The organism is Rhodoplanes roseus, assembly GCF_003258865.1.
GTDB classification, from domain to species: domain Bacteria; phylum Pseudomonadota; class Alphaproteobacteria; order Rhizobiales; family Xanthobacteraceae; genus Rhodoplanes; species Rhodoplanes roseus.
The window spans coordinates 1-21,218 of the sequence record NZ_NPEX01000019.1; the positions used below are offsets into that span (position 1 = coordinate 1).

Genomic DNA, 21,218 nt, shown 5'->3' on the forward strand with positions numbered 1-21,218 from the left:
CGGGCGCCCGGCCGCAGCTCGGGCGCGGACAAGGAGGCGGGCAAGGCGGCGTGCAGGACCGGGAGCCGGATATCGGACGCTTCGGGCATGGAGCAACTTCGCATGGACGGGTAGTCTCCTGTATCCGGCATAACCGTGACATCGGTATGCAGGCGGCTCCACCCGTCCCGGCGCCCTGCCCCCCGTCCGTGGAAGACCCCATGCCCGCCACCGCCCTCGATTCGATAATCCTGCGCGACGTCTTCTCCACCGCGGCGATGCGGACCGTCTTCTCCGACGAGCACCGGCTGCAGCTCTACCTCGACATCGAGGCGGCGCTCGCCCGTGTCGAAGCCCGGCTCGGCGTCATCCCGGCGGACGCCGCCGCGGAGATCGCCCGCCACTGCGCCGTGGACGCGCTCGACCTCGACCGGCTGAAGCGCGACAGCGAGCGCATCGGCGCCCCGGTACAGCCCGTCGTCGCCCAGCTCACCGCGCTGTGCCGCGACGATCTCGGCCAGTGGTGCCATTTCGGCGCCACCACCCAGGACATCATGGACACTGCGACGGTGCTGCAGATGCGCGCCGCCCTCGCCTTGATCGACCAGGATCTCACCGCCATCGCCGAGGCGCTCGCCGACCTCGCCGGAACGCATCGCGATACCGTGATGGCGGCGCGCAGCCAGCTCCAGCACGCCATCCCGACCACGTTCGGCTTCAAGATGGCGGGCGTGCTCGCCGCCGTGCTGCGCGATCGGGAGCGCCTCGCCCAGCTGTCGCCGCGCGTGCTGGTCGGGCAGTTCGGCGGCGCCGTCGGCACCCTCGCCTCGCTGGGCCCGAAGGGCCCGGCCGTGCACACGGCCCTGATGGCCAAGCTCGGGCTCGGAACGCCGGAGATCGCCTGGCATACGGCACGCGACCGCATCGCCGAGACCGGCGGGTTCCTGGCGCTGGTCACCGGCACCTGCGGCAAGCTCGCCCGCGACGTGACGCTGCTGATGCAGACCGAGGTCGCCGAGGTCGCGGAAGCGGCGGCGCCGGGCCGCGGCTCGTCCAGCACCATGCCGCAGAAGCGCAACCCGGTGTCCTCGGTGATGATCCAGGCGGCCGTGCCGGTGGTGCGCCAGCTCGCGAGCGTGCTGTACGAGGCGATGGTCGAGGACCACGAGCGCGCCAGCGGCGCCTGGCAGAGCGAATGGATCGTGGTGCCGGAGATCTTCTGCCTCGCGGCCGGCGTGCTCGCTCACACCCGTGCGCTGGTGAGCGGCCTGTCTGTCGATCCGGCGCGGATGCGCAGGAATGTCGACATCACCAACGGCCTAGTGACGGCCGAAGCGGTCGCCATGGGGCTGGCCGCGAAGATCGGCCGCGGCAACGCGCATCATCTGATGGCGGAGCTGTCGCGCCAAGTGCTGGAGAGCGGGCGACCGCTCTCCGATGTTCTGAAGACGAACGCCGAGGTGACGAAGCATCTCGACGAGGACGCCATCGACCGGCTCTGCGATCCCGCCAACTACACCGGGGCGGCGGGCGAGACGGTCGATCGCGTGCTGGCGCGCTATTCCACCGGCAGCGACTCGGCGCAGTCCTGATCCACCTGCGGCGCGACGGTCGGCGCCGCGGCGAGCGGCGGCTCCGCCGCGGTGGGACGGAATCCGATCGCCAGGAGAGCCTGGGCGCTCAACCGCTCGGGATCGCGCTCGCCGGCCTGGGCGAGCGTCATGATGTGCATGGCGGCGGCCATCTTCACCAGTGTGAGGGCGTGCCCGCATCCGAGCGCGCCGCAGACCCGATCGAAGGCGGCTTCCATGGTCGCCATGGTGACCCGATCGAAGTGGAGATTGGCCGGAAAGGCCGAATTCGCGGTGGGCATGCGGCTCTCTCTTTCTGGATCGACTTCTGGATCGACGCGTCTCGCCGGCGTCAGCATCAGGCCGGCCTCGACGCTCCGCGACGCGGGTCGCGAGGCGCGGGCAACAATCGCGCCCCCCGATCACGTGGGCTGCGGCCGTTCCTTCAGGACGAAGTGCAGGCTGTGACCGGACTGCCAGTCCGCCATGATCTGCCCGCACACCTCGCAACGCGCGGCGCTGCGGTCCTGCACCGGCGTTTCCTCGATGCGGACGGCATAGAGCGCGCCGCAGCTCTCGCAGGTGAACTCGCCGCCGCATCCGGCGGTCTGCTGAATCGTGGTCATGACCGACCTGCCGACACCCACCTTCAGACACCGATATCGAGATATCGAGATCAAGATACCGGCCGGACGCTGTCGCCTCTCACGACCGGGTGAGACGCCGCCGCGACCGGACGCACGGTCAGCCGCGTACCGTCTCGATCTCGCTCTCCTTGACGACGCGCTCGTACTGCTCGCGGCCGCTCTTGATCCGGTACTGAAAGTCGCCTTCGGCGTAGGGAAGCTGGCGCACCACCTCGTAGAGGCCGTCGGCGGCCTGACGATACGGCGCCCCGCCGAGAAGGCGGACGTTCTGTCCGGTCCGAAACTTGTGATTCATGCTCACCACTCCCCGATCGGCATGTGGACGGAGGTGCTCCAGCCGTGCCGGCACCGCGCGCAACGCCAGTGATGGAGAACGTGGCCGAGCCCGCCCTCCTCCGATTCGATGAATTCCGATCTCAGCGGGGCGATCGGGCCGATGGCGCCGCAGGACGGGCAGACACCCGACTCCCGCATTCCGGACAGCATCGCTTCGGCGGCCACCGCGTCTGCACCGCGCATTCGTGTCGTCTCGACCGGGGTCTCGGACCGGGTGCGCAGCATGTCGGCTCCTTCATCGAGGCGGGAGCACGAGCAGTCTCTCAGGCAGGGGCGCCTCTGAAGCGTGCCCCTGATCCACCATATGTGGGGGCTCGGACCGCCCTCGTCGAGCACTATTTTATCGTTCTTTTCGTCGCCGTCCCGCCCGTGGCGACCAATCGGGGCGCGTCCCGCCGACGGATTCAGGACGAAATGACGCGGCCGGCATCGTCTGATCCGCCCTTGTCTTGCCCGACTCGCCCGCTCAACTGTGAAGCATCGGGTGATTTGCCTGTCGTGATTTTGGACACGCCCGCCGGAATCCGACATGGTTCGTCACCGTCCGCTGATCCGACCGGTCCGGTCGTCACGGCACACTGGATCCCTGCCGAACGTGATCGATCCGACGCCCGGGCCTGGACGTCACCCGATACCGCACCTTTCGTCGCCGCGTCCCTGACGCGCCACTCGGCGCCACGGCTGCGGTGACGCCGTCCAGCACTCGCCACGAACCAGCACGACGCCGCCGGGCCGATCCCGTCGAAAGCGCCACAGGAGCCTTATGCAGCACGAGCCCACGTCCATCGCCGGGACCCCCATGGACCAGCCCGCCAAGGACCAGCCCGCCATGGACCAGCCCGCCATGGACGAGCGCCGCGCCGCGCCGCCGCCGGATGATCACGACGACATCGTCTATCCGTCCGCCATTCCGTTCGTGCTCGTTCACGTCGCCTGCCTGGGCGCGATCTGGACCGGCGTGACGACGAGCGCGGTCGCTCTCTGCATCGGCCTCTATTGGCTGCGCATGTTCGCGGTGGGCGCCGGCTACCATCGTTACTTCTCGCACCGCGCCTATTCGACCAGCCGGGCCTTCCAGTTCGTGCTCGCCGTGCTGGCGCAGAGCACGGCCCAGAAGAGCGTGCTGTGGTGGGCCGCCAAGCATCGTCACCATCATCTCCACTCGGATACCGTCGAGGACGTGCACTCGCCGCGGCAGAGCGGTTTCTTCTACAGTCACCTGGGCTGGATCTTCGCGCGCCGTCACGACGACACCGATCTCGGCAAGGTCGCGGATCTGGCCCGCTATCCCGAGATCGCCTGGCTGCACCGTCACGAGCTCGTCCCGGCGATCGTGCTCGCGGTGCTGTGCTTCCTGGTCGCCGGCTGGGCCGGACTGGTGGTCGGCTTCTTCTGGAGCACCGTGCTGCTGTATCACGGGACCTTCTGCATCAACTCGCTGGCCCATGTGCACGGACGCCAGCGCTACGTGACGGGCGACGACTCCCGCAACAATTGGGCGCTCGCGCTGTTCACCATGGGCGAGGGCTGGCACAACAATCACCACGCTTATCAGAGCAGCGCCCGGCAGGGATTCCGCTGGTGGGAGATCGACGCGACCTACTACGTGCTGAGGCTGCTCTCGGTCGTCGGCGTCGTGTGGGACTTGAAGTCGCCGCCCGCACAGGTGCTCCGCAACGAGCAGCGGCTCGGCCGCAAGGTCGTCGACCGGGCCGCCGCGCAGCTCGCCGAGCGCTTCTGCGCCGACCGGATCGCCGCCGCCGTCGCGGCGACCCTCCACGGGGCCGAGCTCGCCACCTTGCGGGCGACCCTGGCCCGCGCCCAGCAGCGCACGGCCGACACGCTGTCCACCCTCCAGCTGCCGCATCTGCCGTCCCGCGAGGAGCTGCAGGCCGAGGCCCGCCGGATGTTCGCCAAGACCCCGTCCATCGACGCGATCGTCGACCGGGCCCACGAGCTGATCGTCGCCGCGGTGGGGGCGCGTCTCGCCGTGGCGGCGCGGACCTGATCCGAGAAGAGGCGCGTGCCGGCGAGGAGACCGCCCGGCTCCGGGCCGGCGAGCGACCGTGGGGGTTGCGGCGCCGACCCGGCACGCCTCTTTCTCGGGTTTTTTGATCCAGATCAGAAAACCGATCGCCCGTTCGTTGTTGGAAGACCTCCGGTGGGAGTGGTCTCGACGCGAGGCGACGAAGCCAGGCCGACGAACCGCACCGGGCTATCGTGCTCGGTTCTCGACGCGGATTCCGGCAGGAGAACTGGCATGCGCCTTCCGCCGGAGCTGCAGCAGGTCTCGGTGATCCACGACCAGGACGAGGCCGTCTCGACCCTCAGCCGCGCGCTCTCCACCTCCGGCTGCCACGAGCAGGACGCGCGGGTGCTGTGCGCCTTGCTGATGGCGAAAGCCGCCATCGTCGCGGTGAGCGAGGTGACCGGAGAGGTCGTGCTGGGCTTCCACCGCATCGAATCCCCGCATCGACAGCGCTGGTTCACGGTCGGCGCCGGCGGGGTCAACTTCGTCTGGGAAACCGACGACGGCGACCCGGTGACGCTGCAATAGGCAAGCCCGCGCGCCGCGCTCGCCGGCCGGCCTCCACACCGCACGGCACCGCCATGGGACGGCGGCCGCCGAGATTAAGGGTGGCTATTTGCCGACCGAGGGTCCATGGTGCCCGGACGGCCGGGCTGCAGCCGTCGCGACCGGACTCTTTCGTTCGACGGCGTGCGTTGCTCTCGTCGGTCAGCCGGATTCAGAGAGCCGTTCGGGATGACGACGTCGCCGGGACCATCCCGGCGCGCCGATCGTTCTCGTCCGCCCGTGTGGCCGTCGTCGTCCGCGACGACTCCGGGCCACCTCGTCCCGGCCGCCCGTCACCAGGCGCCGAACGCGTGTCCCGCGTCAGGCGCCGGCACGACACAGGAGTGATCCGCTTGCAGGTGTTCGTCCGCGACAACAATGTCGACCAGGCTCTCCGCGTCCTGAAGAAGAAGATGCAGCGCGACGGCGTGTTCCGCGAGATGAAGCGGCGGCGCTTCTACGAGAAGCCGTCGGAGCGTGCCAATCGCGAGAAGGGAGAGGCGGTGCGCCGCGCCCGCAAGCTCGCCCGCAAGAAGGCCGTGCGCGAGGGGCTGATCGCCGCGCCGAAGAAGAAGGTGCTGGCCCCCGGCCGCGCCGGCGCGGCGGCCCGGCCGCCCCGACCGGCGGCGTGAGTCATCGGACCTGCGCCGCGACGCCGCGGCGAAGTCAGAAGAAATCGGTGAAGTTGAAGACGATCAGGAACACGGCGAACAATCCGGCGACGACGACGATCGTCGCCGGAAGGGCGTAGCGGGCGAGCTGCCCGCCGTCACTGGCCGTGCTGGTCAAGGCGCTGTCCTCCGAAGCTTTCCAAACCACGCGATGATCACCGACCCGAGGCGGACCCGCCCGCGGGCCGGTCGCCGCCCGGCATGCGCCGGCCAGACGCCGGTCGCAGCAGACCCCCGGGCCGCGCGACGCGCAGACCCGGGGGGAGCCGCCTCGTCATGCGATCGCAGAAGTCGATCGTCACGACGTGGCGCTCGACTCGTTGCCGAGGCGCCGGAACTCCTCGACCACGTCGGCAATGAGACGCTTGCGCCGGGGATCCTGCCCGGCGGGACTGTCGGCGAGCAGCGACAGCAGGTACTGCGCCTTCTCGGCGGCTTCGGCCCAGCTGCGGGCCGGCGACGCGAGCAGGCGCATCTCGAGCTCGAGCTGGCGCTCCTGCAGCGCCTTGGCGTTCGCCTCCACGTCGGCGCGCATGCGGCGCAGCTCGGTGGCGTGCTGGGCGGCCATGCCGCGGTGCTGGTCGAGATCGATCGTCTTCTCGGTCATCGGAACCCTCGATCGTGCGGGATCGACGGGCTCACGCCGCCGTTCCGACGATCCGCCGCTCCGCCGGAAAATCGCGGCGCGCATAGAGGCGCCGAATGCCGTGCGCGTCGAAGCGCTCCTCGTCGACCTCCAGATAGGCTCCGGTCAGCAGCGCGGCGGGAAGATCCTCGACGGCGAAACGAACCGCCTCGCTCACCCGGTCGAAGCGGCGATAGGTGAGCTGCCGTCCGGTCCTGCGACTGCGCGACGGAAACAACTCCGCGGCACTGTTCCAGTCGAACCCGTCCATGTGGTGCTCCTTCGCGTGACGTCGGCCACGGTCGATGATCGCCGCCGCGATTTCGCGGACGGCGTCGTGCTCGTTGGTCCCGACCGTCGATGGCCCGCCGTATCGGACGCGGCGAGACGGGCTCTGCAGGCCAGTGCCGCAGAGCCGAACGCAGTTGAACGTCGACGCGACACCGCATCGACGTGAACGGGCGTGTTGTTGGATCGGCGCAGTTTCAGGTCGGCGCAGTGAGGACCGGCGCCCGGGGGACTATGGGCGCATTGGGCCGCATTGGCGAGCGATATTTCGGACGCGCCGCGCGCCGCCTCACGCCTTCCCGGCGCGGCGCGTCCGGCCGCGACGGTTGCGCGTCCCCTCCTGCCCGGCCGCGAGCACCTTCAACCGTGACAGCTCGTAGTCCGTCACGAAGGCGGCCATCTCGTCCGGCGGCAGTGGCCGGCTGAACAGATAACCCTGCATCTCGTCGCAGCCGCGCTCGCGCAGAAACGCCTCCTGGGCGGCGGTCTCGACGCCTTCCGCCACGATGGTGAGATCGAGCGCCTTGCCGAGCGCCAGGACCGCCTCGGCGATCGCCGTGTCCTCCGGATTGGACAGCACGTCGCGGATGAAGGAGCGATCGATCTTGATCGTGTCCACCGGGAACTGCTTGACCAGCGCCATCGACGAGTAGCCGGTGCCGAAGTCGTCGATGGCCAGATGCACGCCGCGCTCGCGCAGCGCCGTCAGCAGCGGCAGCGTGTGACCGAGATTCTCGACCACCATGCTCTCGGTGATCTCGAGCTCCAGCAGATCCGGCGGCAGGCCCGAGCCGGCGAGCGCCGCCTCGATGTCGGCGAGCAGCGTCTCGTCGGCGAACTGACGCGGCGACAGGTTGACGGCGACCCGCAGCGGGGCGAGCCCCTGGCGCTGCCAGGCGACGGCCTGCGCGCAGGCCGTCGCCAGCACCCAGCGGCCGATCGGCACGATCAGCCCGGTCTCCTCGGCGAGCGGAACGAAGCGGGCGGGCGACACCAGGCCGAGCGCCGGATGGCGCCACCGAACCAGCGCCTCGACGCCCGATATGTCGCCGGTCGCGATCCGACGCTTGGGCTGATAATGCAGCACCAGCTCGTCGCGCTCGAGCGCGCCGCGCAGCCCGGCCTCCAGCACCAGCCGCTCGAACGAGCGACGCTCGATCACGGGCGAGAACACGCGCACGCAGCTGCGGCCCTCGTCCTTGGCCATGTACATCGCGGCGTCGGCGTTGCGGGTGAGCGTCTCGGCGTCGTGCCCGTCGGTCGGATGGAACGCCACGCCGATGCTGGCCGTGACGCTGCATTCCTGGCCGAGCACCACGATGGGTTCAGCGACGGCCGCCAGCACGGCGCGGGCGACCACGGCCACGTCCTCGGCCTCGTGGACGCCGCGCAGCAGCATCACGAACTCGTCGCCGCCGAGGCGGGAGACGACGTCGTCGGCGCCGACGCAGCGCGCGAGCCGCACCGCGACCTCCTTCAGCAGCAGGTCGCCGGCCGCATGGCCGAGCGAGTCGTTGATGAACTTGAAGCGGTCGAGGTCGATGAACATCACGGCGAAACGTCCGCCGTCGCCGCGCGCGGCGGCGACCGCGTCGTCCAGCGTGCGGCCGAACAGCGTGCGGTTCGGAAGCCCGGTCATGTCGTCGTGCGTGGCGAGCCATTCGGCCCGCGCCACCGCCTGCTCGCGCTCGGTGACGTCCTCGAACAGCACCACGGCGCCGCCGTCCTCGATCGGCCACTGCGAGAGCTGGATGGTACGGCCGCCGGCGATCTCCATCTTGGAGCAGCTCGGCATCCCGCCGACGAGCCGGCCCTCGAAGAACTCCGCCAGCTCGGCCGCGCTGCGGTCGGGATGATTGCCGGCCTCGACGCTGCGCACGAGCATGTCGCGGACCGACATTCCGGGCCGGAACGAGCCGGACGGCAGGCCGTAGATCTCGCACAGGCGCCGGTTGCTGACGACCAGACGGCCACGCCGGTCGAACATGCAGAGTCCGTGCGACATGTTGCTCAGCGCCGCCTCGAACCGCATGTTCTGCGCGGCGAGCGAGCGGGCGAGCGCGGCCTTCTCGCCGTGCGCCAGGCGATGGCGCAGGCTGCGGCGCCCCAGCGTGACGGCGAGCTCGACGGCGGCGAGCGTGTAGAGCAGCGTCACCACGGCGAAGATCTGATAGGCGACACCGCCCCGCCACAGCGCACCGGCGGCGATCGGCAGCAAGGTGAGGACGGTCTGTGCGATCGCCACGCGCGGCCGCACGGAATTGCGTGCCGTCGCGCCGGCGATGTAGCCGATCGTCGCCGCGTCGACGAGCAGATGCGTCACCGGATCGTCGACCTCGACGAAGGCGGCGAGGCACAGCAGGCCGAGCACGCCGGCGAAGGCGCAGGCGCCGAGGGCCCAGAGGCGCTCCCAGCGCCGCACCGTCGCGGCCTCGGCCCCCCGCGCGATCGGATGGCGCCGATAGGACAGCACCAGCACCAGGCGGGCGACGGCGATCGCCGCCAACCCGGTGGTGATCGCGGTCAGCACGAGGTTGTCGGTGCGCAGGCTGACGACCACGGCGATCAGGACCGTGCAGCTCCAGCCGAGCACCAGCGACGGCACGGGTGTGAAGAGCGCCGCCACCAGCTCGGCGTGCACGTCGGCGGGCAGCGCCGCCGTCCCCCGTCTCGCCAGCCTCCACGCCCCCGAAGGTCTCATCGAATTCCACTCCACCGCTCCGGAGGTAACATAACGCGCGCGCTTTAAGAGACTCTCTCCGGGGCCGGCCCGCCGCTCTCAGCTTCGCCCCTGGGTCACACGGCCGCGCAGCCGCAGGAACTGAACCGCCTTGCGGGCCGTCTCGGGCCGCAGCTTGGTGAAGGCCGTCAGATCCTCGTTGCTGCGGTCGAGCGCGGCGTTGCCGCCGCGCAGCCGCAGGATCGTCTTGGTCGTGTTCCACGACAGTCCGATCGCCTTGGCGAGCAGGATCACCAGCTCGGGCCGCGGCTGCGTCATGGCCCGCTCGCAGGCGTCGATCGGCAGGTCCAGCAGCTCGGCCAGCGCCACCGTGGTCTCGTCGAACCGGCCGGTCGCGGCGAACTCGCGGACCTTGGCCTCGTCGAGGACACCGAAGCGGCGCAGCTCGGCGACGGCGCGGCGCGCCTCGGTGTAGTCGCCGGTCGGCTGCCGCATCGACGCCTGGACCTGGCCCGACACGTCCGAGAGCAGCTCGCGGAGCACCTTCGAGCTCCGGCCGTCGACGGTCTCGAGCGTCCGCCGGACGTTCTCGGAGGCCACCGTGAAGAGCTTCAGCAGATGGTGGCGCGGAATGTCGCGCCGCACCCAGACGCCGGCCGCGAGCGCGTCGTCGTCCTTCGAGCGCTCGACCAGCATCCCGTGGCCCCGCTCCGAGAGGCGGACACCGGCATTCGCCACGGTGGACAAAGCGACGTCGCGATCACCGCGGGTGACCAGCACGTCCGAGACGGCCTCGCTCACCGCCGCACGTCGCGAGATCGCGAGCAGATGCGCCTGGCTCGCCGTGCTCGCCGTCTCGACCAGCGCATCCTCGCCGAGCCGCTCCGACGACGTGAGCACCGGCTCGGCGACGTCGATCGCGTCGTCCTGGGCCAGCTTGCGGATCAGCGTCCTCGGCGCGTTCGGCACTTCGGAGAGGCGTCGGGCCAGCGCGGCGCGAACCGACGTCTCCATCTCGCCGATCAGCCTCACCATCACGTCGTCGAACAGCGAGATCTCGTCCTCGCCGTAGTCGGCGGCGCTCCCCAGGAACAGGTCGGTGATCCGGCGCAGCGCCTCGGCCCGGTAGCCGATGGCCCGGTTGGACAGCGCCTCCTCCAGTTCCTCGATGATGGTCCTGCTCGTGGTCATCGCGTCACGCCTGGACATAGGCCGCGCCGTCACGCGCCATGGTGATGCCGAGCTCCGCCGCGGGCGCCGGCCGACCCACCAGGAAGCCCTGAACCTGATCGACGCCGGCGGCCCGCAGGAGCTGCAGCTGCGTCTCGGTCTCGACCCCCTCGGCGACCGTCACCATGTCGAGCGAGCGCCCGAGATTGACGATGGCGCACACGATGGCGCCGCAATCGTCCCGCGCCAGCAGATCGCGGGTGAAGCAGCGGTCGATCTTGAGCTTGTCGAACGGGAAGGCGGTCAGGTAGCTCAGCGACGAGTAGCCGGTGCCGAAATCGTCGAGTGCGATCGCGATGCCGAGAGTCTTGAGCTGATGGAGGGTCGACAGATGCTCGGCCTCCCATTCGAGCAGCACGCGCTCGGTGATCTCGATCTCCAGCCGCTCGGGCGGCAGCCCGGAATCGACCAGGGCGCACATGATCACGTCGAGCAGATTGGTCTTGCGGAACTGGACCGGCGAGATGTTGACGGCGATCTTGACGTCGTCGGGCCAGCTCGCCGCCTCGGCGCAGGCGGTCTGCAGGATCCATTCTCCGAGCGCGCCGACCAGCCCGGTGTCCTCGGCCATGGCGATGAAGCGGTCGGGCGCGACCAGGCCGTGATCGGGATGATGCCAGCGGACCAGCGCCTCCATGGCGCGCAGCCGCCGCGTGCCGGCCTCGACCAGCGGCTGGTAGTAGAGCTCGAACTCGCCGCGCGCCAGCCCGGCCCGGAAGTCGACCTCCAGCCGGTGCCGCTCGTCCGCCTGCGCGGCCATGGACGGATCGAAGAAGGCGAAGCCGTTCCGCCCGTTGCCCTTGATGGCGTAGAGCGCGAGATCGGCCTTCTTCATCAGCTCGTCGCCCCGCACCGCGTCGCGGGGCGCCAGCGCGATGCCGATGCTGGCGCCGACCACGACCTTGTTGCCGTCGATGACGAAAGGCTGATCGACCAGGTCGACGATGCGGCTGGCCAGCACGATCGCGCTCTCCCGCATGATCTCGGTCGGGTCCCCGTCCGGCACGAAGTCGCGCGGCGGCGACTGGATCACGGCGAACTCGTCGCCGCCCAGCCGGGCCAGCACGTCGTCGGCCCGCAACGCCCCGACCAGACGGCGCGCGATCTCCTTGAGAAGCGCGTCGCCGGCGGCGTGGCCGAGCGAGTCGTTGACGGCCTTGAAGCGATCGAGATCGAGCATCAGCACCGAGAACGGTCGGCTCTCGGTGTCGAGCCGCTGGCGCGCCACCTCAATCTGCTCGAGGAAGTTCGAGCGGTTCGCGACGCCGGTCAGAAGGTCGCTGAGCGCGAGCCGCCGGACCTTCTCCTCGGCGACGCGGCGGTCGGTGACGTCCTCGTGGGTGGAGAGCCAGCCGCCGCCGTCCATCGGCTGATTGACGATCTCGATGATGCGCCCGTTGCCGAGCGCGAACTCGTGCGTGGTCTCCGACGGACACGACACGCGCTCCTGAATCGCGCGGGTGACCTTGTCGGCCCGCGCGCCGTCGCCGCGAAGATCGGTGCAGCCGCCGATGACCTCGCGCAGCGGCGTACCCGGCGCGCTGCAGTCGTGCGGTATGCCGTACATCTCGCGGTAGCGCTCGTTGCACACGACGAGACGGGCGGTGCCGTCGAACATCGCGAGCCCCTGGGTCATGTTGTTGAGCGCCGCGTCGAAGCGGCGGTTCTGCTTCTGCAGCGCCAGCTTGTGGACGAGCAGCGTCTCGTGCTCGCGCTCGAGGTCGCGCGATTTCTCGGTCAGCGACGCCTCGGAGGCGCTCAGGCGGCGGTACTGACGGATCATGAGATAGAGAAGCACGAAGGCCGCGGCCAGGAACGCCAGCGTGGCGGCGGCGACCGCGATCGAGCGCGCCCACCAGCGCTCGAGGATCGCGCCTTCCGGAACCGAGACGCTGACGGCGAACGGGTATCGGTCGAGCCGCTGGACCGTCACCCAGCGCGGCACGCCGTCGAACAGGCCCGGGGAGTGATAGGTTCCGCCGCCTTTGGCGAAAACGCCGTGCCACGGCGAGTCGGTCGGAATCGGCGTGCCGGAACGGTTCTGGGTGTCGGGATAGCGCACGAACAGGCGTCCGTCCGCCCGGGCGAAGGTCAGCACCTGCCGGTCGAGCCGGGCGACCGGGCTGTAGACCTGTTCGAAATACTGCGTCCCGAGGCTGACGAAGACGACGCCGAGGAAGCGGTTCTCGGGTCCGTTGATACGTCGGGCGAGAACGAAGGTCGTGGCACCGCTCAGCCGGTTCAAGGAAGGCACCGGCGTGCTCAGCCGATCGTCGTCGTTCGCCTGGAGATCGAGAAAGTACTCGCGGTCGCCGAGCTCGATCTCCGGCGTCGGCCAGGCCGCCGTGGTCACGATCACGCGGCCGCGGCTGTCCGTCACGGCGATCGAGAAGGCCTGCGGCAGCCGTGTGATCCGGTCGAGCATCAGGTCCCTGAACCCCTGCGGGTCGTCGACCGAAGGCGCTTCCACGTCGGCCCGCGCCGGGTGGGGCGTGAGCCGGCTCTGCAGGTCCCGCAGCACCGTGTCGACCGCGTCGATGGAGCCGCCGATCTGGCCGCTGAGCATGATCGCGACGTTGCGGGCCTCTCGCAGCCCGGCCCGGATCTCGTGCTCCCGGTCCAGATAGACACCGGCGACGACTCCGCCCGTCACCAGCCCGAGGACCAGCACGGCGGCGCCGGATAGTGTCCGGAAGGTCCAGGGTCGCGACATGAAGCGAGACGGGCCGATTCTGCGGGATGGAGACATGTGCTGGGAACGAGCCCCATCATGCCGGATGAATCGCTAAGGATTCATGCATCCCCTCCGTGACTTAGCAGGGGCCCGGTCTAATACGTAAGCGTTAGGGAAACGCCTCGTTCCCGCGTCAGTACGCGCCCATCTTCACCCGCACGTAGACGGGCAGAAGGATCACCACGAACAGGACCGGGAAGACGCAGATCATCAGCGGGACCGAGAGCTTCACGGGCAGGCTGTAGGCCTTCTCCTCGGCGAGCGACAGCCGCTTGTGGCGCATGTCCTCGCTGTAGACGCGCAACGCGTCCGTGATGCTGGAGCCGAGCTCGTCGGACTGCTGGATCAGCGTCGCGAAGGAGCGCACCTCCTCCAGCCCGAGCCGGTCGCCGAAATGCTCCAGCGCCTCGGAGAGGGTGCGGCCGGCGCGGATCTCCAGATTGGTGATGTGGATGTTCTGGGACAGCGCCGGATAGGAATCGGCGAGCTCGCGCCCGACCCGCTCGAGCGACCCCTCCATGCCGAGGCCGGCATCGGCGCAGACGACGAGCAGATCCATGAAGTCCGGAAAGCCCGACCGATACTCGTCGCGCCGCTTCTTGATGATGCGGTCGAGCACCAGGCTCGGCGTGAGATAGCCGGCGAGGCCGGCCACGACGACGACGCCCCAGTAGGACGAGCCGGAGGCGTCCATCACGGTCGGCAGCAGCGCGAAGGCGAGGCCGGCGAGCCCCACCGCCAGCGTACCGCGCACCAGGAAGAAGAAGCCGACGGCGCGCGGATCGAAGATGCCGGCCTGCACGAGGCGGTGCCGCAGCAGCTTCATGTTGCCGTCGTCGAGCGTGGCGTAGTGCTTGGTCGTGTAGTCGATCAGCTTCTGGACCGCATCGAGGCTGGTCTGGCGGAACGAGCGCCGGCCGCCGCCGCTCTCGACCAGGCTGCCGCCGCCGACGATCCCGGCGGCCCGCCGCTTGACCGCGCCCCGCACCCGCACCACCGCCATCATGCCGAACGCCGCCGCGGTCGCGGCCACGAAGACGAAGGCCGTGATCAGCAGGTCGGTGTTGTCGGCGAGAAGCGACTCCATGCGCGCGGCTCCGGCGGCTCAGATCTTGAAGTTGACCATGCGGAACATCAGCAGGTTGCCGATCACCATCCAGGCGGCGGCGAGGCCGAGGCCGAGCTTGGTGAGGTCGTATTTCCACACGCTGCCGTAGAAGTCCGGCGACACCACCTGGACGATGAAGAACATCCCGATCGGCAACGCCGACAGCAGCATCGCCGACATCTTGCCTTCCGAGGCGAGCGCCTTGATCTTGCGCCGCATCTTGAAGCGGTCGCGGATCACCGAGGAGAGGTTCTCCAGGATCTCGCCGAGATTGCCGCCGGTCGAGCCCTGGATCGCCACCGCGGTGACGAACAGCGGCAGGTCGTCCTGGCCGACCCGGTAGAACAGGTTGCGCATCGCGGTTTCCAGGTCCGCTCCGTAGGTGATCTCGTCGGCGACGATGCCGAACTCGGTGCCGACCGGATCGGGCAGCTCGCGTGCCACCATGGTGACGGCGATCGGGACCGGATGGCCGGCCCGCAGGCTGCGCACGATGATGTCGATGGCGTTGGCGAACTGGGCCCCGAACTGCTTCTGCCGGCGCGAGCGCAGGAACTTGAGCGCCAGGATCGGACCGAGCGTCAGCACCGCCAGGGTCGCCGCCACCGCCTCCAGCATGCTGTTGCGCAACACCAGCACCACCGCGAACGCCAGCACGGCGAAGACCAGCGTGTAGATCACCAGCCGGGTCAGCCCGCCCGACATGCCGGACTGCAGCAGCAGCCGGTTGAACGACAGGATCGGCAATGTGAGGTCGCCGCCCGAGGTCAGCCCGCGCTCGCGGCGGAGCTGCACCAGGATGCTCTCGCGGTCGTTGGTCTCGCTCAGCAGCGCGAGCCGGCGATTGATGCGCTTGCGGTAGGAGGTCGCCGAGGAGAGCAGCAGATAGGCGCCCTCGCCGAACATGATGGCGGAGGCCGCCGCGAGCACGTAGATCATGTAGAGGGGATCGATGTCGAGCATGGCGGCCTACAGCGGATGCCCCGGATCGAAGTAGTTCGACGGGATCTTGATGCCCTTGGCGGTCAGCTCGGTGAGCACGCGGGGCCGCACGCCGGTGGCGACGAAGTGGCCCTGCACGGTGCCGTCCTCCAGCGTCGCGGTGCGCACGAACTTGAAGATCTCCTGCATCTGGATGATGTCGCCCTCCATGCCGGTGATCTCGGCGATGCTCATCACCTTGCGCTTGCCGTCGGAGAGTCGCGAGAGCTGCACGACGATGCGGATGGCGGCGGCGATCTGGCCGCGCACCGAGGCGATCGTCATCGGCAGGCCGGCCATGCCGATCATCTGCTCGAGGCGCGAGATCGCCTCGCGCGGATTGTTGGCGTGGATGGTGGCCATCGAGCCTTCGTGGCCGGTGTTCATCGCTTGCAGCATGTCGAACGCCTCCTCGCCGCGGCACTCGCCGAGGATGATGCGTTCGGGCCGCATGCGCAGGGCGTTCTTGACGAGGTCGCGCTGGCGGATCTCGCCCTTGCCCTCGACATTGGGCGGCCGCGTCTCCATGCGGGCGACGTGCGGCTGCTGGAGCTGCAGCTCGGCGGCGTCCTCGATGGTGATCAGCCGCTCCTTGTCGGAGATGAACGCCGAGAGCGCGTTCAGCATCGTGGTCTTGCCGGAGCCGGTACCGCCCGAGATGATGGTGGTGACACGGGCCTTGACCAGCGCCGCCAGCAGCTCGGCCATCTGCGGCCGCAGCGCCCCGACGTCGACGAGCTTGTTGAGGTGCAGCGGCTTCTTGGAGAACTTTCGGATCGACACCAGCGGGCCGTCGACCGCGACGGGGCGGACCGCCACGTTGACGCGCGAGCCGTCGAGCAGGCGCGCGTCGCAGAGCGGATGGGATTCGTCGACGCGCCGACCGACCGCCGAGACGATCTTGTTGACGATGCGCAGGAGATGCGTCTCGTCCTTGAACCGCACCGCGGTCGGCTCGAGCAGGCCGCCGCGCTCGACATAGACGCATTCGTGACCGTTGATCAGGATGTCGCTGATGCTGGCGTCCTTGAGCAGCGGCTCGATCGGGCCGAGGCCCGTCATCTCGTCGAGGATCTCGGTGACGAAGTCGGAGAGCTCCTGGGTGTTGAGGGCGAGCCGCTCGACCAGCACGTATTGTGCGACGAGCTGCTGGATGTGCTTGCGGATCTCCTCCTCGGGCAGCTTCTCCAGCGCCGAGAGGTTGATCTCCTCGATCAGCCGGCGATGCAGCCGCACCTTGGCGTCGAGCAGCTTGTCGCGCAGCACCGGGTTGGCCGGCGCCACGACGACCGGGGCCGGCGGCGGCGGGGGCGGCGGAGGCGGCGGCGCCAGGACGGCGGCCGTCTCGGGCTCTCCCTCCGGAAACACCGTCCAGGCGATGCCGTCCGGCGCAGCCGCGGCGTCGTCGGGCAGCGCCGGCTCGACCGGCGGCGACGTCACCTTGCGGAAGCTGAACCGTCCGGCCATGGCGTCTCTCGTCACCTCGTTGCCGCGCCGCCGCCCGCCCGGGCGGTCAGCCGCGCGCCCATGACAGGCTCAGGCGCCGCTTGCCGGCGGGCTCGGCGGCCTTGTCGGGCGACGTCGTCGGAGCGACCAGCTTCCTGAGCTGTGCCGTGATCTTGTTGCCGGCCTTGACCTCGTCGAGCGGCACGCCGCGATCGATCGCCTCGCGCACCAGCCGGTAGTCGTTCGGGATCGTCGCCGCGAAGTCCTCGCCGAGCGCCTGCTCGACGTCGCTGCGGCGCAGGCCGGCCCCGAACAGCCGCTGCTCGAAGCGGTTGATGATCACCTGCGGGCGCGGCCCGTCCTCCAGGCGCTCGCGCACCGCAGTGACGAGCTGCTTGGCGTGCTTGATGCCGGGCACCGTCATCTCGCTCACCACGAACAGCCGGTTGGAGCCGAGCAGCACGTTGTCGGTCCACGAGAACCAGGTACGCGGCAGGTCGATGACGACGTAGTTGAAGTGCGACGAGACGAGATCGAGCAGCCGCGTCACCGTGTCGGGATCGAAGCTGCGCATCTCGGCCGGCCGGCACGGCGCCGCGATCACGGCGAGGCCGGAGGCGTGATAGGACAGCATCACCTCTAGGAGCTGGCGGTCGAGCCGCTCCGGACGCGGCTCGATCTCGTTGAGATCCAGCCGCGGCTCGAGATCCAGATAGTCGGCGCAGGCGCCGTGCTGGAAGTCGAGATCGACCAGGCAGGTCGCGGGCCGGGTCTTCTGGGTGCCGCTGCCGAGCAGCAGGAGCGCCGTCTGGATCGCCAGCGTGGTGACGCCGGCCCCGCCCACCGCGGGAAGGTAGGAGAAGATCTCGGCTTCGCTCTGCTCGGTCCCGGCCGGCGTCTGCACCACGCGGGCGCAGGTGCGGACCAGCTCGACCGGCTGCACCGGCTTCACCAGGAAATCGGCGATGCGCATCTTCAGGAGCTGCCGCATCACCTCCTTGTCGAAGGCGTCCGTCACGGTGACGATCGGCGGCCAGCCGCCGAGCCGCACCGAAAGCGCGTCGAGGGCCGACATCTCCTCGGCGGTGGCGGCGTGCAGGTCGACCACCACGACGGTGGCGTCGGCCTCGGCGATCGCCTCGGCGTGCACCGCGATCCCGCCCGCCAGCAGCTCGAGCTCGGCCTGGGGCGCCGTCGCGAAGGTCTGCCGCGCGACCTCCTCGAACGCGGGGTCGGGCGTGACCACGACGACGCGGGTCTTGCTGCCGGAGGATTTGGTGCGGGAGCTTCGCATGGGGGTCTTTCAGGCTTCCAGGGTGAGCGGGGCGGCCCGCGTCAGTCCTTGACGGCGCTGCCTCCCGAGGTCTGGCCGGCGACGGTCGGCGCACCGTCCGCGCCCTGCGACTGCTTCCAGCTCGAGGTGGTGCCGAGGCCCTGCGGACGGGTGACCTTGCCGGTGCGGTAGCGCTCGGCGGCGATCGCCACGGTGGTGCCCTGTCCCGGGATATTGCGGTCGGCCGCGGCCTTCGGCCACGGGTCGATGGTGTGGATCGCCACGTTGCTGGCGACCGCGTCCTGGGCGCCGAACAGCACGGTCTGGCGGCGGTCGTAGTAGATGTCCGAGCAGCCGGCGACGAAGCCGGCCAGCAGGAGCGCGCCGGCGAGCGCGCGGACGCGGAACAGATCAGCGCACCACATAGGCACCTCCCACCGGGAACTCGATCATGTGGCCCGTGTAGGGCCGCAGCGCCGCGGTCTCGCCGCGTACCGCCGGACCGCGGTCGAGCTCGGGCTTGCCGCCGACGAAAAAGTCGAGGTCGTTGGCCGGCAGCGTGTTGTCGAGCGGCGTCTTCAACGGATCGCCCGGGCGCGCCGGCCGCGCCAGCCGCGGCGTCACCACGATGACGAGATCGGTCTCTTTCTTCTGGTAGGACTTCGACGAGAACAGCGCGCCGAGCACCGGCACGTCGCCGATCCAGGGGAGCTGCTCCTGCTCGGTCGTCGTGTCGGCCTGCAGCAGCCCGGCCAGCATGAAGCTCTGGCCGTCGCGCAGCTCCAGCGTCGTCGAGGCGCGCCGCACCGTCAGGCCCGGCACCGAGATGCCGTTTGCGACCGAGACGGTGGTCGACTTGTCGATCTGGCTGACCTCGGGCTCGATCTTCAGATTGATGATGCTGCTGTTCAGCACGGTCGGCGTGAACGCCAGGCTGACGCCGTAGCGCTTGTACTCGACCGAGATCTGGCCGAGCGTGCCGGACACCGGGATCGGGTATTCGCCGCCGGCCAGGAAGTTGGCGGTGTCGCCCGACAGCGCCACGAGGTTGGGCTCGGCGAGGCGGCGGACCAGGCCCTTCTCCTCCAGCGCGTTGAGGGCGACGTCGATCTGCATGCCCTTGGTGAGCAGGCTGCCGACCATGAAGCCGAACGGGTTGCCGCCCGAGAGCACGCCGCCCGCCGTGGTCCCCACCGCCTGGGTGATCGGCAGCGTCGTCGTCTGGGCGCCGACGTTTCCGGTGAAGCGGCCGTTCTTGCTCCAGGCGTTCCACTGCACGCCGAGCTCGCGGCCGGCGGCGCGCGACGCCTCGACGAAGCGGACCTCGAGCAGCACCTGCTGGGGCGAGGCGACCTGCACGGCGTTGATCACCTCGGGGCCGAACTGGCGCGCGATCGAGAGCGCCTGGTCGAGCGTGATCGAGTCCGGCGCGAGACCACCGAGCAGGATGCGCCCGTTGACGCTGGTCACCCGGAACTTGGCGCCGGGGAAGCGCTGGGAGAGCTCGTTGGCCAGCGCCGAGACGTCGTAGGAGACCTCGATGTCGAACACGCCGACGAGCTTCCGGCCCTCGCCGTAGACGGCGACGCGGGTGGTCCCGAGCTTCTTGCCGAGGATCGAGAGCGAGCGGTCGGTCAGCGGATTGACGTCGGCGATCTCCGGATCGCCGAGCGAGATCTCGAGGAACGGAACGTCGGTGCGGATGTCCTGCGACTTGCCGACCGGCACGGTCACCGACTGGGTCTTCTTGCCTGCCGCGAGCGTGATGGCCTTCTGGGCGTTGGCGTCGGCGGCGATCCCGGGCAGGATCGCGCCGGCCAGCGTGCCGCCCACCGCCATGGCGACCGAGACCAGCAGCGTGCGCCACCGCGGGCCGCGCGCCCTCTCCGACGGCTCAGCCGTCCTGTTCCCCATCATGCGGTCCCCGTCCATTCCAGCCCCCGATCGATCTTCGGCGATCCCGCGCCCCCCGGCGCGGACTCGCCGTCTGCTCACTCCGCCGCCGCCCAGGACGGCCCGCCTTGGCCCTCGTGCGGCACCCGGTAGTCCTGCTTCTGCCCGGCGCGTGACACCACCACGGTGGTGACGTCGCTCCTCGGCTTCTCGCCGACGAGATCGCTGAGCAGATCCTTGATGGTGACCCGCGCCGACTTGCCCGCCGTCGTCTCGCCGGCCTTGCGCAGCAGCAGCGACAGCGAGCCGATCGAGGCGGCGAGTGAAAGCTTCTGGCCCGCGTTGGTGTCGACCTCGAGCGTCACGGCCTTCGGGATCATCGGATTGGCGGCACGCTCGTCGGCGACCTGATCGACCGCGAGCACGCGCACGTCCTGCAGCAGCACCTGGGTCGATGCGGAATCCTTGTCGGTCTGGCGCGTCAGCACCACGTCGACCCGGTCGCCGGGCAGCACGAAGCCGCCGACGCCGTCGACGTCGTTGACCCGGATGGTGACGGCCTTCATGCCCGGCCCGACGAGTGCCGAGAGCGTCGCGCGCTGGCCCGGGCCGGTGATCTTCATGGCGAGGACGGGCTCGTTCGGCTCGATCGCCGCGAGCACCACGCGCTTGCCCCCGGACAACACCTCGTCGACCTTGGCGAAGGCCCCCGGCGGCAGCGCGTCGGCCGGCCACGGCGCTTCGCGCAGCATTTGGGCGGAGAGCTCGTGGCCGTAGCGCAGCGGCCGCGCCGCGACCACGACGGTGCGGGCCGCCACCGGCGAGCCGCGATTCGCCTCCATGGCGCGCATTCGCGCATCCGACTGGCTGTTCAGCCAGGTGCGGGTCGCGAACACGGCCAGCAGCCCGAACACCGCCGCCACGGCGATCATGATGACTGTGCTGCTGCGCACCGGTCCCGTCCTGCCGGGAGCCCGCACCATGCGGGCCCTGAACGACTACTAGGGGCCGCGAGAGTATTGAATTCGTGAACCGAACCACGGTTCTGCCGACATGATGAAGAACACCTGAAGAGTTATTGTTTACGAAGTGTGCACGGCAGCATTGGGGTGCCGCCGCGCGGCGGGCGGGCGGGCGGTTGCGAACGTCGCGCCCGCACGCAGGCGGCACGGGCCGAACTC

The 21,218-nt window shown here is 69.7% G+C and carries 21 protein-coding genes; 4 read left to right on the forward strand and 17 right to left on the reverse strand.

The window, feature by feature from the left end; genetic code table 11:
• Nucleotides 1–200 precede the first annotated feature (200 nt).
• On the forward strand, nt 201–1,571 hold the full coding sequence (gene pcaB / locus CH341_RS04620; protein ID WP_111417859.1) for a 3-carboxy-cis,cis-muconate cycloisomerase: 1,371 nt from the start codon (nt 201–203) through the stop codon (nt 1,569–1,571).
• On the opposite strand, the gene CH341_RS04625 is transcribed toward pcaB, so the two are convergent.
• The 4 genes from CH341_RS04625 to CH341_RS04640 all read right to left on the reverse strand — a co-directional run bounded on the left by CH341_RS04625 (nt 1,538) and on the right by CH341_RS04640 (nt 2,758).
• A complete protein-coding gene (locus tag CH341_RS04625; protein ID WP_111417860.1) occupies nt 1,538–1,852 on the reverse strand; it encodes a hypothetical protein in 315 nt (104 codons plus the stop codon). The two genes, pcaB and CH341_RS04625, sit on opposite strands and share 34 nt — an antisense overlap.
• A gap of 120 nt (nt 1,853–1,972) precedes the next feature.
• A complete protein-coding gene (locus CH341_RS04630; protein ID WP_111417861.1) occupies nt 1,973–2,176 on the reverse strand; it encodes a hypothetical protein in 204 nt (67 codons plus the stop codon).
• A gap of 118 nt (nt 2,177–2,294) precedes the next feature.
• Nucleotides 2,295–2,492: a hypothetical protein gene (locus CH341_RS04635; RefSeq protein ID WP_111417862.1), complete on the reverse strand. Its 198-nt coding sequence runs from the start codon at nt 2,490–2,492 to the stop codon at nt 2,295–2,297.
• 2 nt (nt 2,493–2,494) lie between these two features.
• Nucleotides 2,495–2,758, reverse strand: a complete 264-nt coding sequence (locus CH341_RS04640) for a hypothetical protein (protein ID WP_146604374.1) — start codon at nt 2,756–2,758, stop codon at nt 2,495–2,497.
• Nucleotides 2,759–3,377: 619 nt separating this feature from the next.
• On the opposite strand from CH341_RS04640, the gene CH341_RS04645 reads away from it, so the two are divergent.
• The 3 genes from CH341_RS04645 to rpsU all read left to right on the forward strand — a co-directional run bounded on the left by CH341_RS04645 (nt 3,378) and on the right by rpsU (nt 5,740).
• Complete coding sequence (locus CH341_RS04645) at nt 3,378–4,541, forward strand: acyl-CoA desaturase (RefSeq protein ID WP_111417895.1); 1,164 nt, start codon at nt 3,378–3,380, stop codon at nt 4,539–4,541.
• Nucleotides 4,542–4,793: 252 nt separating this feature from the next.
• Nucleotides 4,794–5,090: a hypothetical protein gene (locus tag CH341_RS04650; protein ID WP_111417864.1), complete on the forward strand. Its 297-nt coding sequence runs from the start codon at nt 4,794–4,796 to the stop codon at nt 5,088–5,090.
• A gap of 371 nt (nt 5,091–5,461) precedes the next feature.
• Nucleotides 5,462–5,740, forward strand: coding sequence for a 30S ribosomal protein S21 (gene rpsU / locus CH341_RS04655; RefSeq protein WP_111417896.1), 279 nt, complete (start codon nt 5,462–5,464; stop codon nt 5,738–5,740).
• A gap of 34 nt (nt 5,741–5,774) precedes the next feature.
• Here the strand turns inward: rpsU and CH341_RS36195 are convergent, their stop codons facing one another.
• From CH341_RS36195 to cpaB, 13 genes are all read right to left on the reverse strand, one after another.
• The gene (locus CH341_RS36195; protein WP_281021866.1) at nt 5,775–5,897 is read right to left on the reverse strand and encodes a hypothetical protein; all 123 of its coding nucleotides are present in this window, start codon (nt 5,895–5,897) and stop codon (nt 5,775–5,777) included.
• 180 nt (nt 5,898–6,077) lie between these two features.
• Nucleotides 6,078–6,386 carry a hypothetical protein gene (locus CH341_RS04660; protein WP_111417865.1) on the reverse strand — a complete coding sequence of 103 codons (309 nt, stop codon included), beginning with the start codon at nt 6,384–6,386 and terminating at the stop codon, nt 6,078–6,080.
• A gap of 31 nt (nt 6,387–6,417) precedes the next feature.
• On the reverse strand, nt 6,418–6,675 hold the full coding sequence (locus CH341_RS04665; RefSeq protein WP_111417866.1) for a hypothetical protein: 258 nt from the start codon (nt 6,673–6,675) through the stop codon (nt 6,418–6,420).
• A 306-nt stretch (nt 6,676–6,981) separates the two neighbouring features.
• On the reverse strand, nt 6,982–9,393 hold the full coding sequence (locus CH341_RS04670; RefSeq protein WP_111417867.1) for a putative bifunctional diguanylate cyclase/phosphodiesterase: 2,412 nt from the start codon (nt 9,391–9,393) through the stop codon (nt 6,982–6,984).
• A gap of 78 nt (nt 9,394–9,471) precedes the next feature.
• Nucleotides 9,472–10,563 carry a DUF2336 domain-containing protein gene (locus tag CH341_RS04675; RefSeq protein ID WP_170149469.1) on the reverse strand — a complete coding sequence of 364 codons (1,092 nt, stop codon included), beginning with the start codon at nt 10,561–10,563 and terminating at the stop codon, nt 9,472–9,474.
• Nucleotides 10,564–10,567: 4 nt separating this feature from the next.
• Complete coding sequence (locus CH341_RS04680) at nt 10,568–13,315, reverse strand: bifunctional diguanylate cyclase/phosphodiesterase (RefSeq protein WP_170149470.1); 2,748 nt, start codon at nt 13,313–13,315, stop codon at nt 10,568–10,570.
• Between the two features lie 154 nt (nt 13,316–13,469).
• Nucleotides 13,470–14,423, reverse strand: a complete 954-nt coding sequence (locus CH341_RS04685; RefSeq protein WP_111417870.1) for a type II secretion system F family protein — start codon at nt 14,421–14,423, stop codon at nt 13,470–13,472.
• A gap of 18 nt (nt 14,424–14,441) precedes the next feature.
• Nucleotides 14,442–15,407 carry a type II secretion system F family protein gene (locus CH341_RS04690; protein ID WP_111417871.1) on the reverse strand — a complete coding sequence of 322 codons (966 nt, stop codon included), beginning with the start codon at nt 15,405–15,407 and terminating at the stop codon, nt 14,442–14,444.
• Nucleotides 15,408–15,413: 6 nt separating this feature from the next.
• Entirely contained in the window at nt 15,414–16,892 is a 1,479-nt protein-coding gene (locus CH341_RS04695) for a TadA family conjugal transfer-associated ATPase (RefSeq protein ID WP_210208180.1), read from the reverse strand.
• Nucleotides 16,893–16,938: 46 nt separating this feature from the next.
• The gene (locus CH341_RS04700) at nt 16,939–18,165 is read right to left on the reverse strand and encodes a CpaE/TadZ family protein (protein ID WP_111417872.1); all 1,227 of its coding nucleotides are present in this window, start codon (nt 18,163–18,165) and stop codon (nt 16,939–16,941) included.
• A 41-nt stretch (nt 18,166–18,206) separates the two neighbouring features.
• A complete protein-coding gene (locus tag CH341_RS04705; protein WP_111417873.1) occupies nt 18,207–18,569 on the reverse strand; it encodes a hypothetical protein in 363 nt (120 codons plus the stop codon).
• Nucleotides 18,556–20,061: a type II and III secretion system protein family protein gene (locus CH341_RS04710; protein WP_170149471.1), complete on the reverse strand. Its 1,506-nt coding sequence runs from the start codon at nt 20,059–20,061 to the stop codon at nt 18,556–18,558. The genes CH341_RS04705 and CH341_RS04710 overlap by 14 nt, the downstream gene beginning before the upstream one ends.
• Nucleotides 20,062–20,135: 74 nt before the next feature.
• Nucleotides 20,136–20,990, reverse strand: coding sequence for a Flp pilus assembly protein CpaB (gene cpaB, locus CH341_RS04715; protein WP_170149472.1), 855 nt, complete (start codon nt 20,988–20,990; stop codon nt 20,136–20,138).
• Nucleotides 20,991–21,218 lie beyond the last annotated feature (228 nt).

Excerpts from the sequence above, each read along its gene's own strand:
- pcaB (WP_111417859.1), top strand. The coding sequence starts at position 201 with ATGCCCGCCACCGCCCTCGATTCGATAATCCTGCGCGACGTCTTCTCC.
- CH341_RS04625 (WP_111417860.1), bottom strand. The coding sequence starts at position 1,852 with ATGCCCACCGCGAATTCGGCCTTTCCGGCCAATCTCCACTTCGATCGG.
- CH341_RS04630 (WP_111417861.1), bottom strand. The coding sequence starts at position 2,176 with ATGACCACGATTCAGCAGACCGCCGGATGCGGCGGCGAGTTCACCTGC.
- CH341_RS04635 (WP_111417862.1), bottom strand. The coding sequence starts at position 2,492 with ATGAATCACAAGTTTCGGACCGGACAGAACGTCCGCCTTCTCGGCGGG.
- CH341_RS04640 (WP_146604374.1), bottom strand. The coding sequence starts at position 2,758 with ATGCTGCGCACCCGGTCCGAGACCCCGGTCGAGACGACACGAATGCGC.
- CH341_RS04645 (WP_111417895.1), top strand. The coding sequence starts at position 3,378 with ATGGACGAGCGCCGCGCCGCGCCGCCGCCGGATGATCACGACGACATC.
- CH341_RS04650 (WP_111417864.1), top strand. The coding sequence starts at position 4,794 with ATGCGCCTTCCGCCGGAGCTGCAGCAGGTCTCGGTGATCCACGACCAG.
- CH341_RS04660 (WP_111417865.1), bottom strand. The coding sequence starts at position 6,386 with ATGACCGAGAAGACGATCGATCTCGACCAGCACCGCGGCATGGCCGCC.
- CH341_RS04665 (WP_111417866.1), bottom strand. The coding sequence starts at position 6,675 with ATGGACGGGTTCGACTGGAACAGTGCCGCGGAGTTGTTTCCGTCGCGC.
- CH341_RS04670 (WP_111417867.1), bottom strand. The coding sequence starts at position 9,393 with ATGAGACCTTCGGGGGCGTGGAGGCTGGCGAGACGGGGGACGGCGGCG.
- CH341_RS04675 (WP_170149469.1), bottom strand. The coding sequence starts at position 10,563 with ATGACCACGAGCAGGACCATCATCGAGGAACTGGAGGAGGCGCTGTCC.
- CH341_RS04680 (WP_170149470.1), bottom strand. The coding sequence starts at position 13,315 with ATGTCGCGACCCTGGACCTTCCGGACACTATCCGGCGCCGCCGTGCTG.
- CH341_RS04685 (WP_111417870.1), bottom strand. The coding sequence starts at position 14,423 with ATGGAGTCGCTTCTCGCCGACAACACCGACCTGCTGATCACGGCCTTC.
- CH341_RS04690 (WP_111417871.1), bottom strand. The coding sequence starts at position 15,407 with ATGCTCGACATCGATCCCCTCTACATGATCTACGTGCTCGCGGCGGCC.
- CH341_RS04695 (WP_210208180.1), bottom strand. The coding sequence starts at position 16,892 with ATGGCCGGACGGTTCAGCTTCCGCAAGGTGACGTCGCCGCCGGTCGAG.
- CH341_RS04700 (WP_111417872.1), bottom strand. The coding sequence starts at position 18,165 with ATGCGAAGCTCCCGCACCAAATCCTCCGGCAGCAAGACCCGCGTCGTC.
- CH341_RS04705 (WP_111417873.1), bottom strand. The coding sequence starts at position 18,569 with ATGTGGTGCGCTGATCTGTTCCGCGTCCGCGCGCTCGCCGGCGCGCTC.
- CH341_RS04710 (WP_170149471.1), bottom strand. The coding sequence starts at position 20,061 with ATGATGGGGAACAGGACGGCTGAGCCGTCGGAGAGGGCGCGCGGCCCG.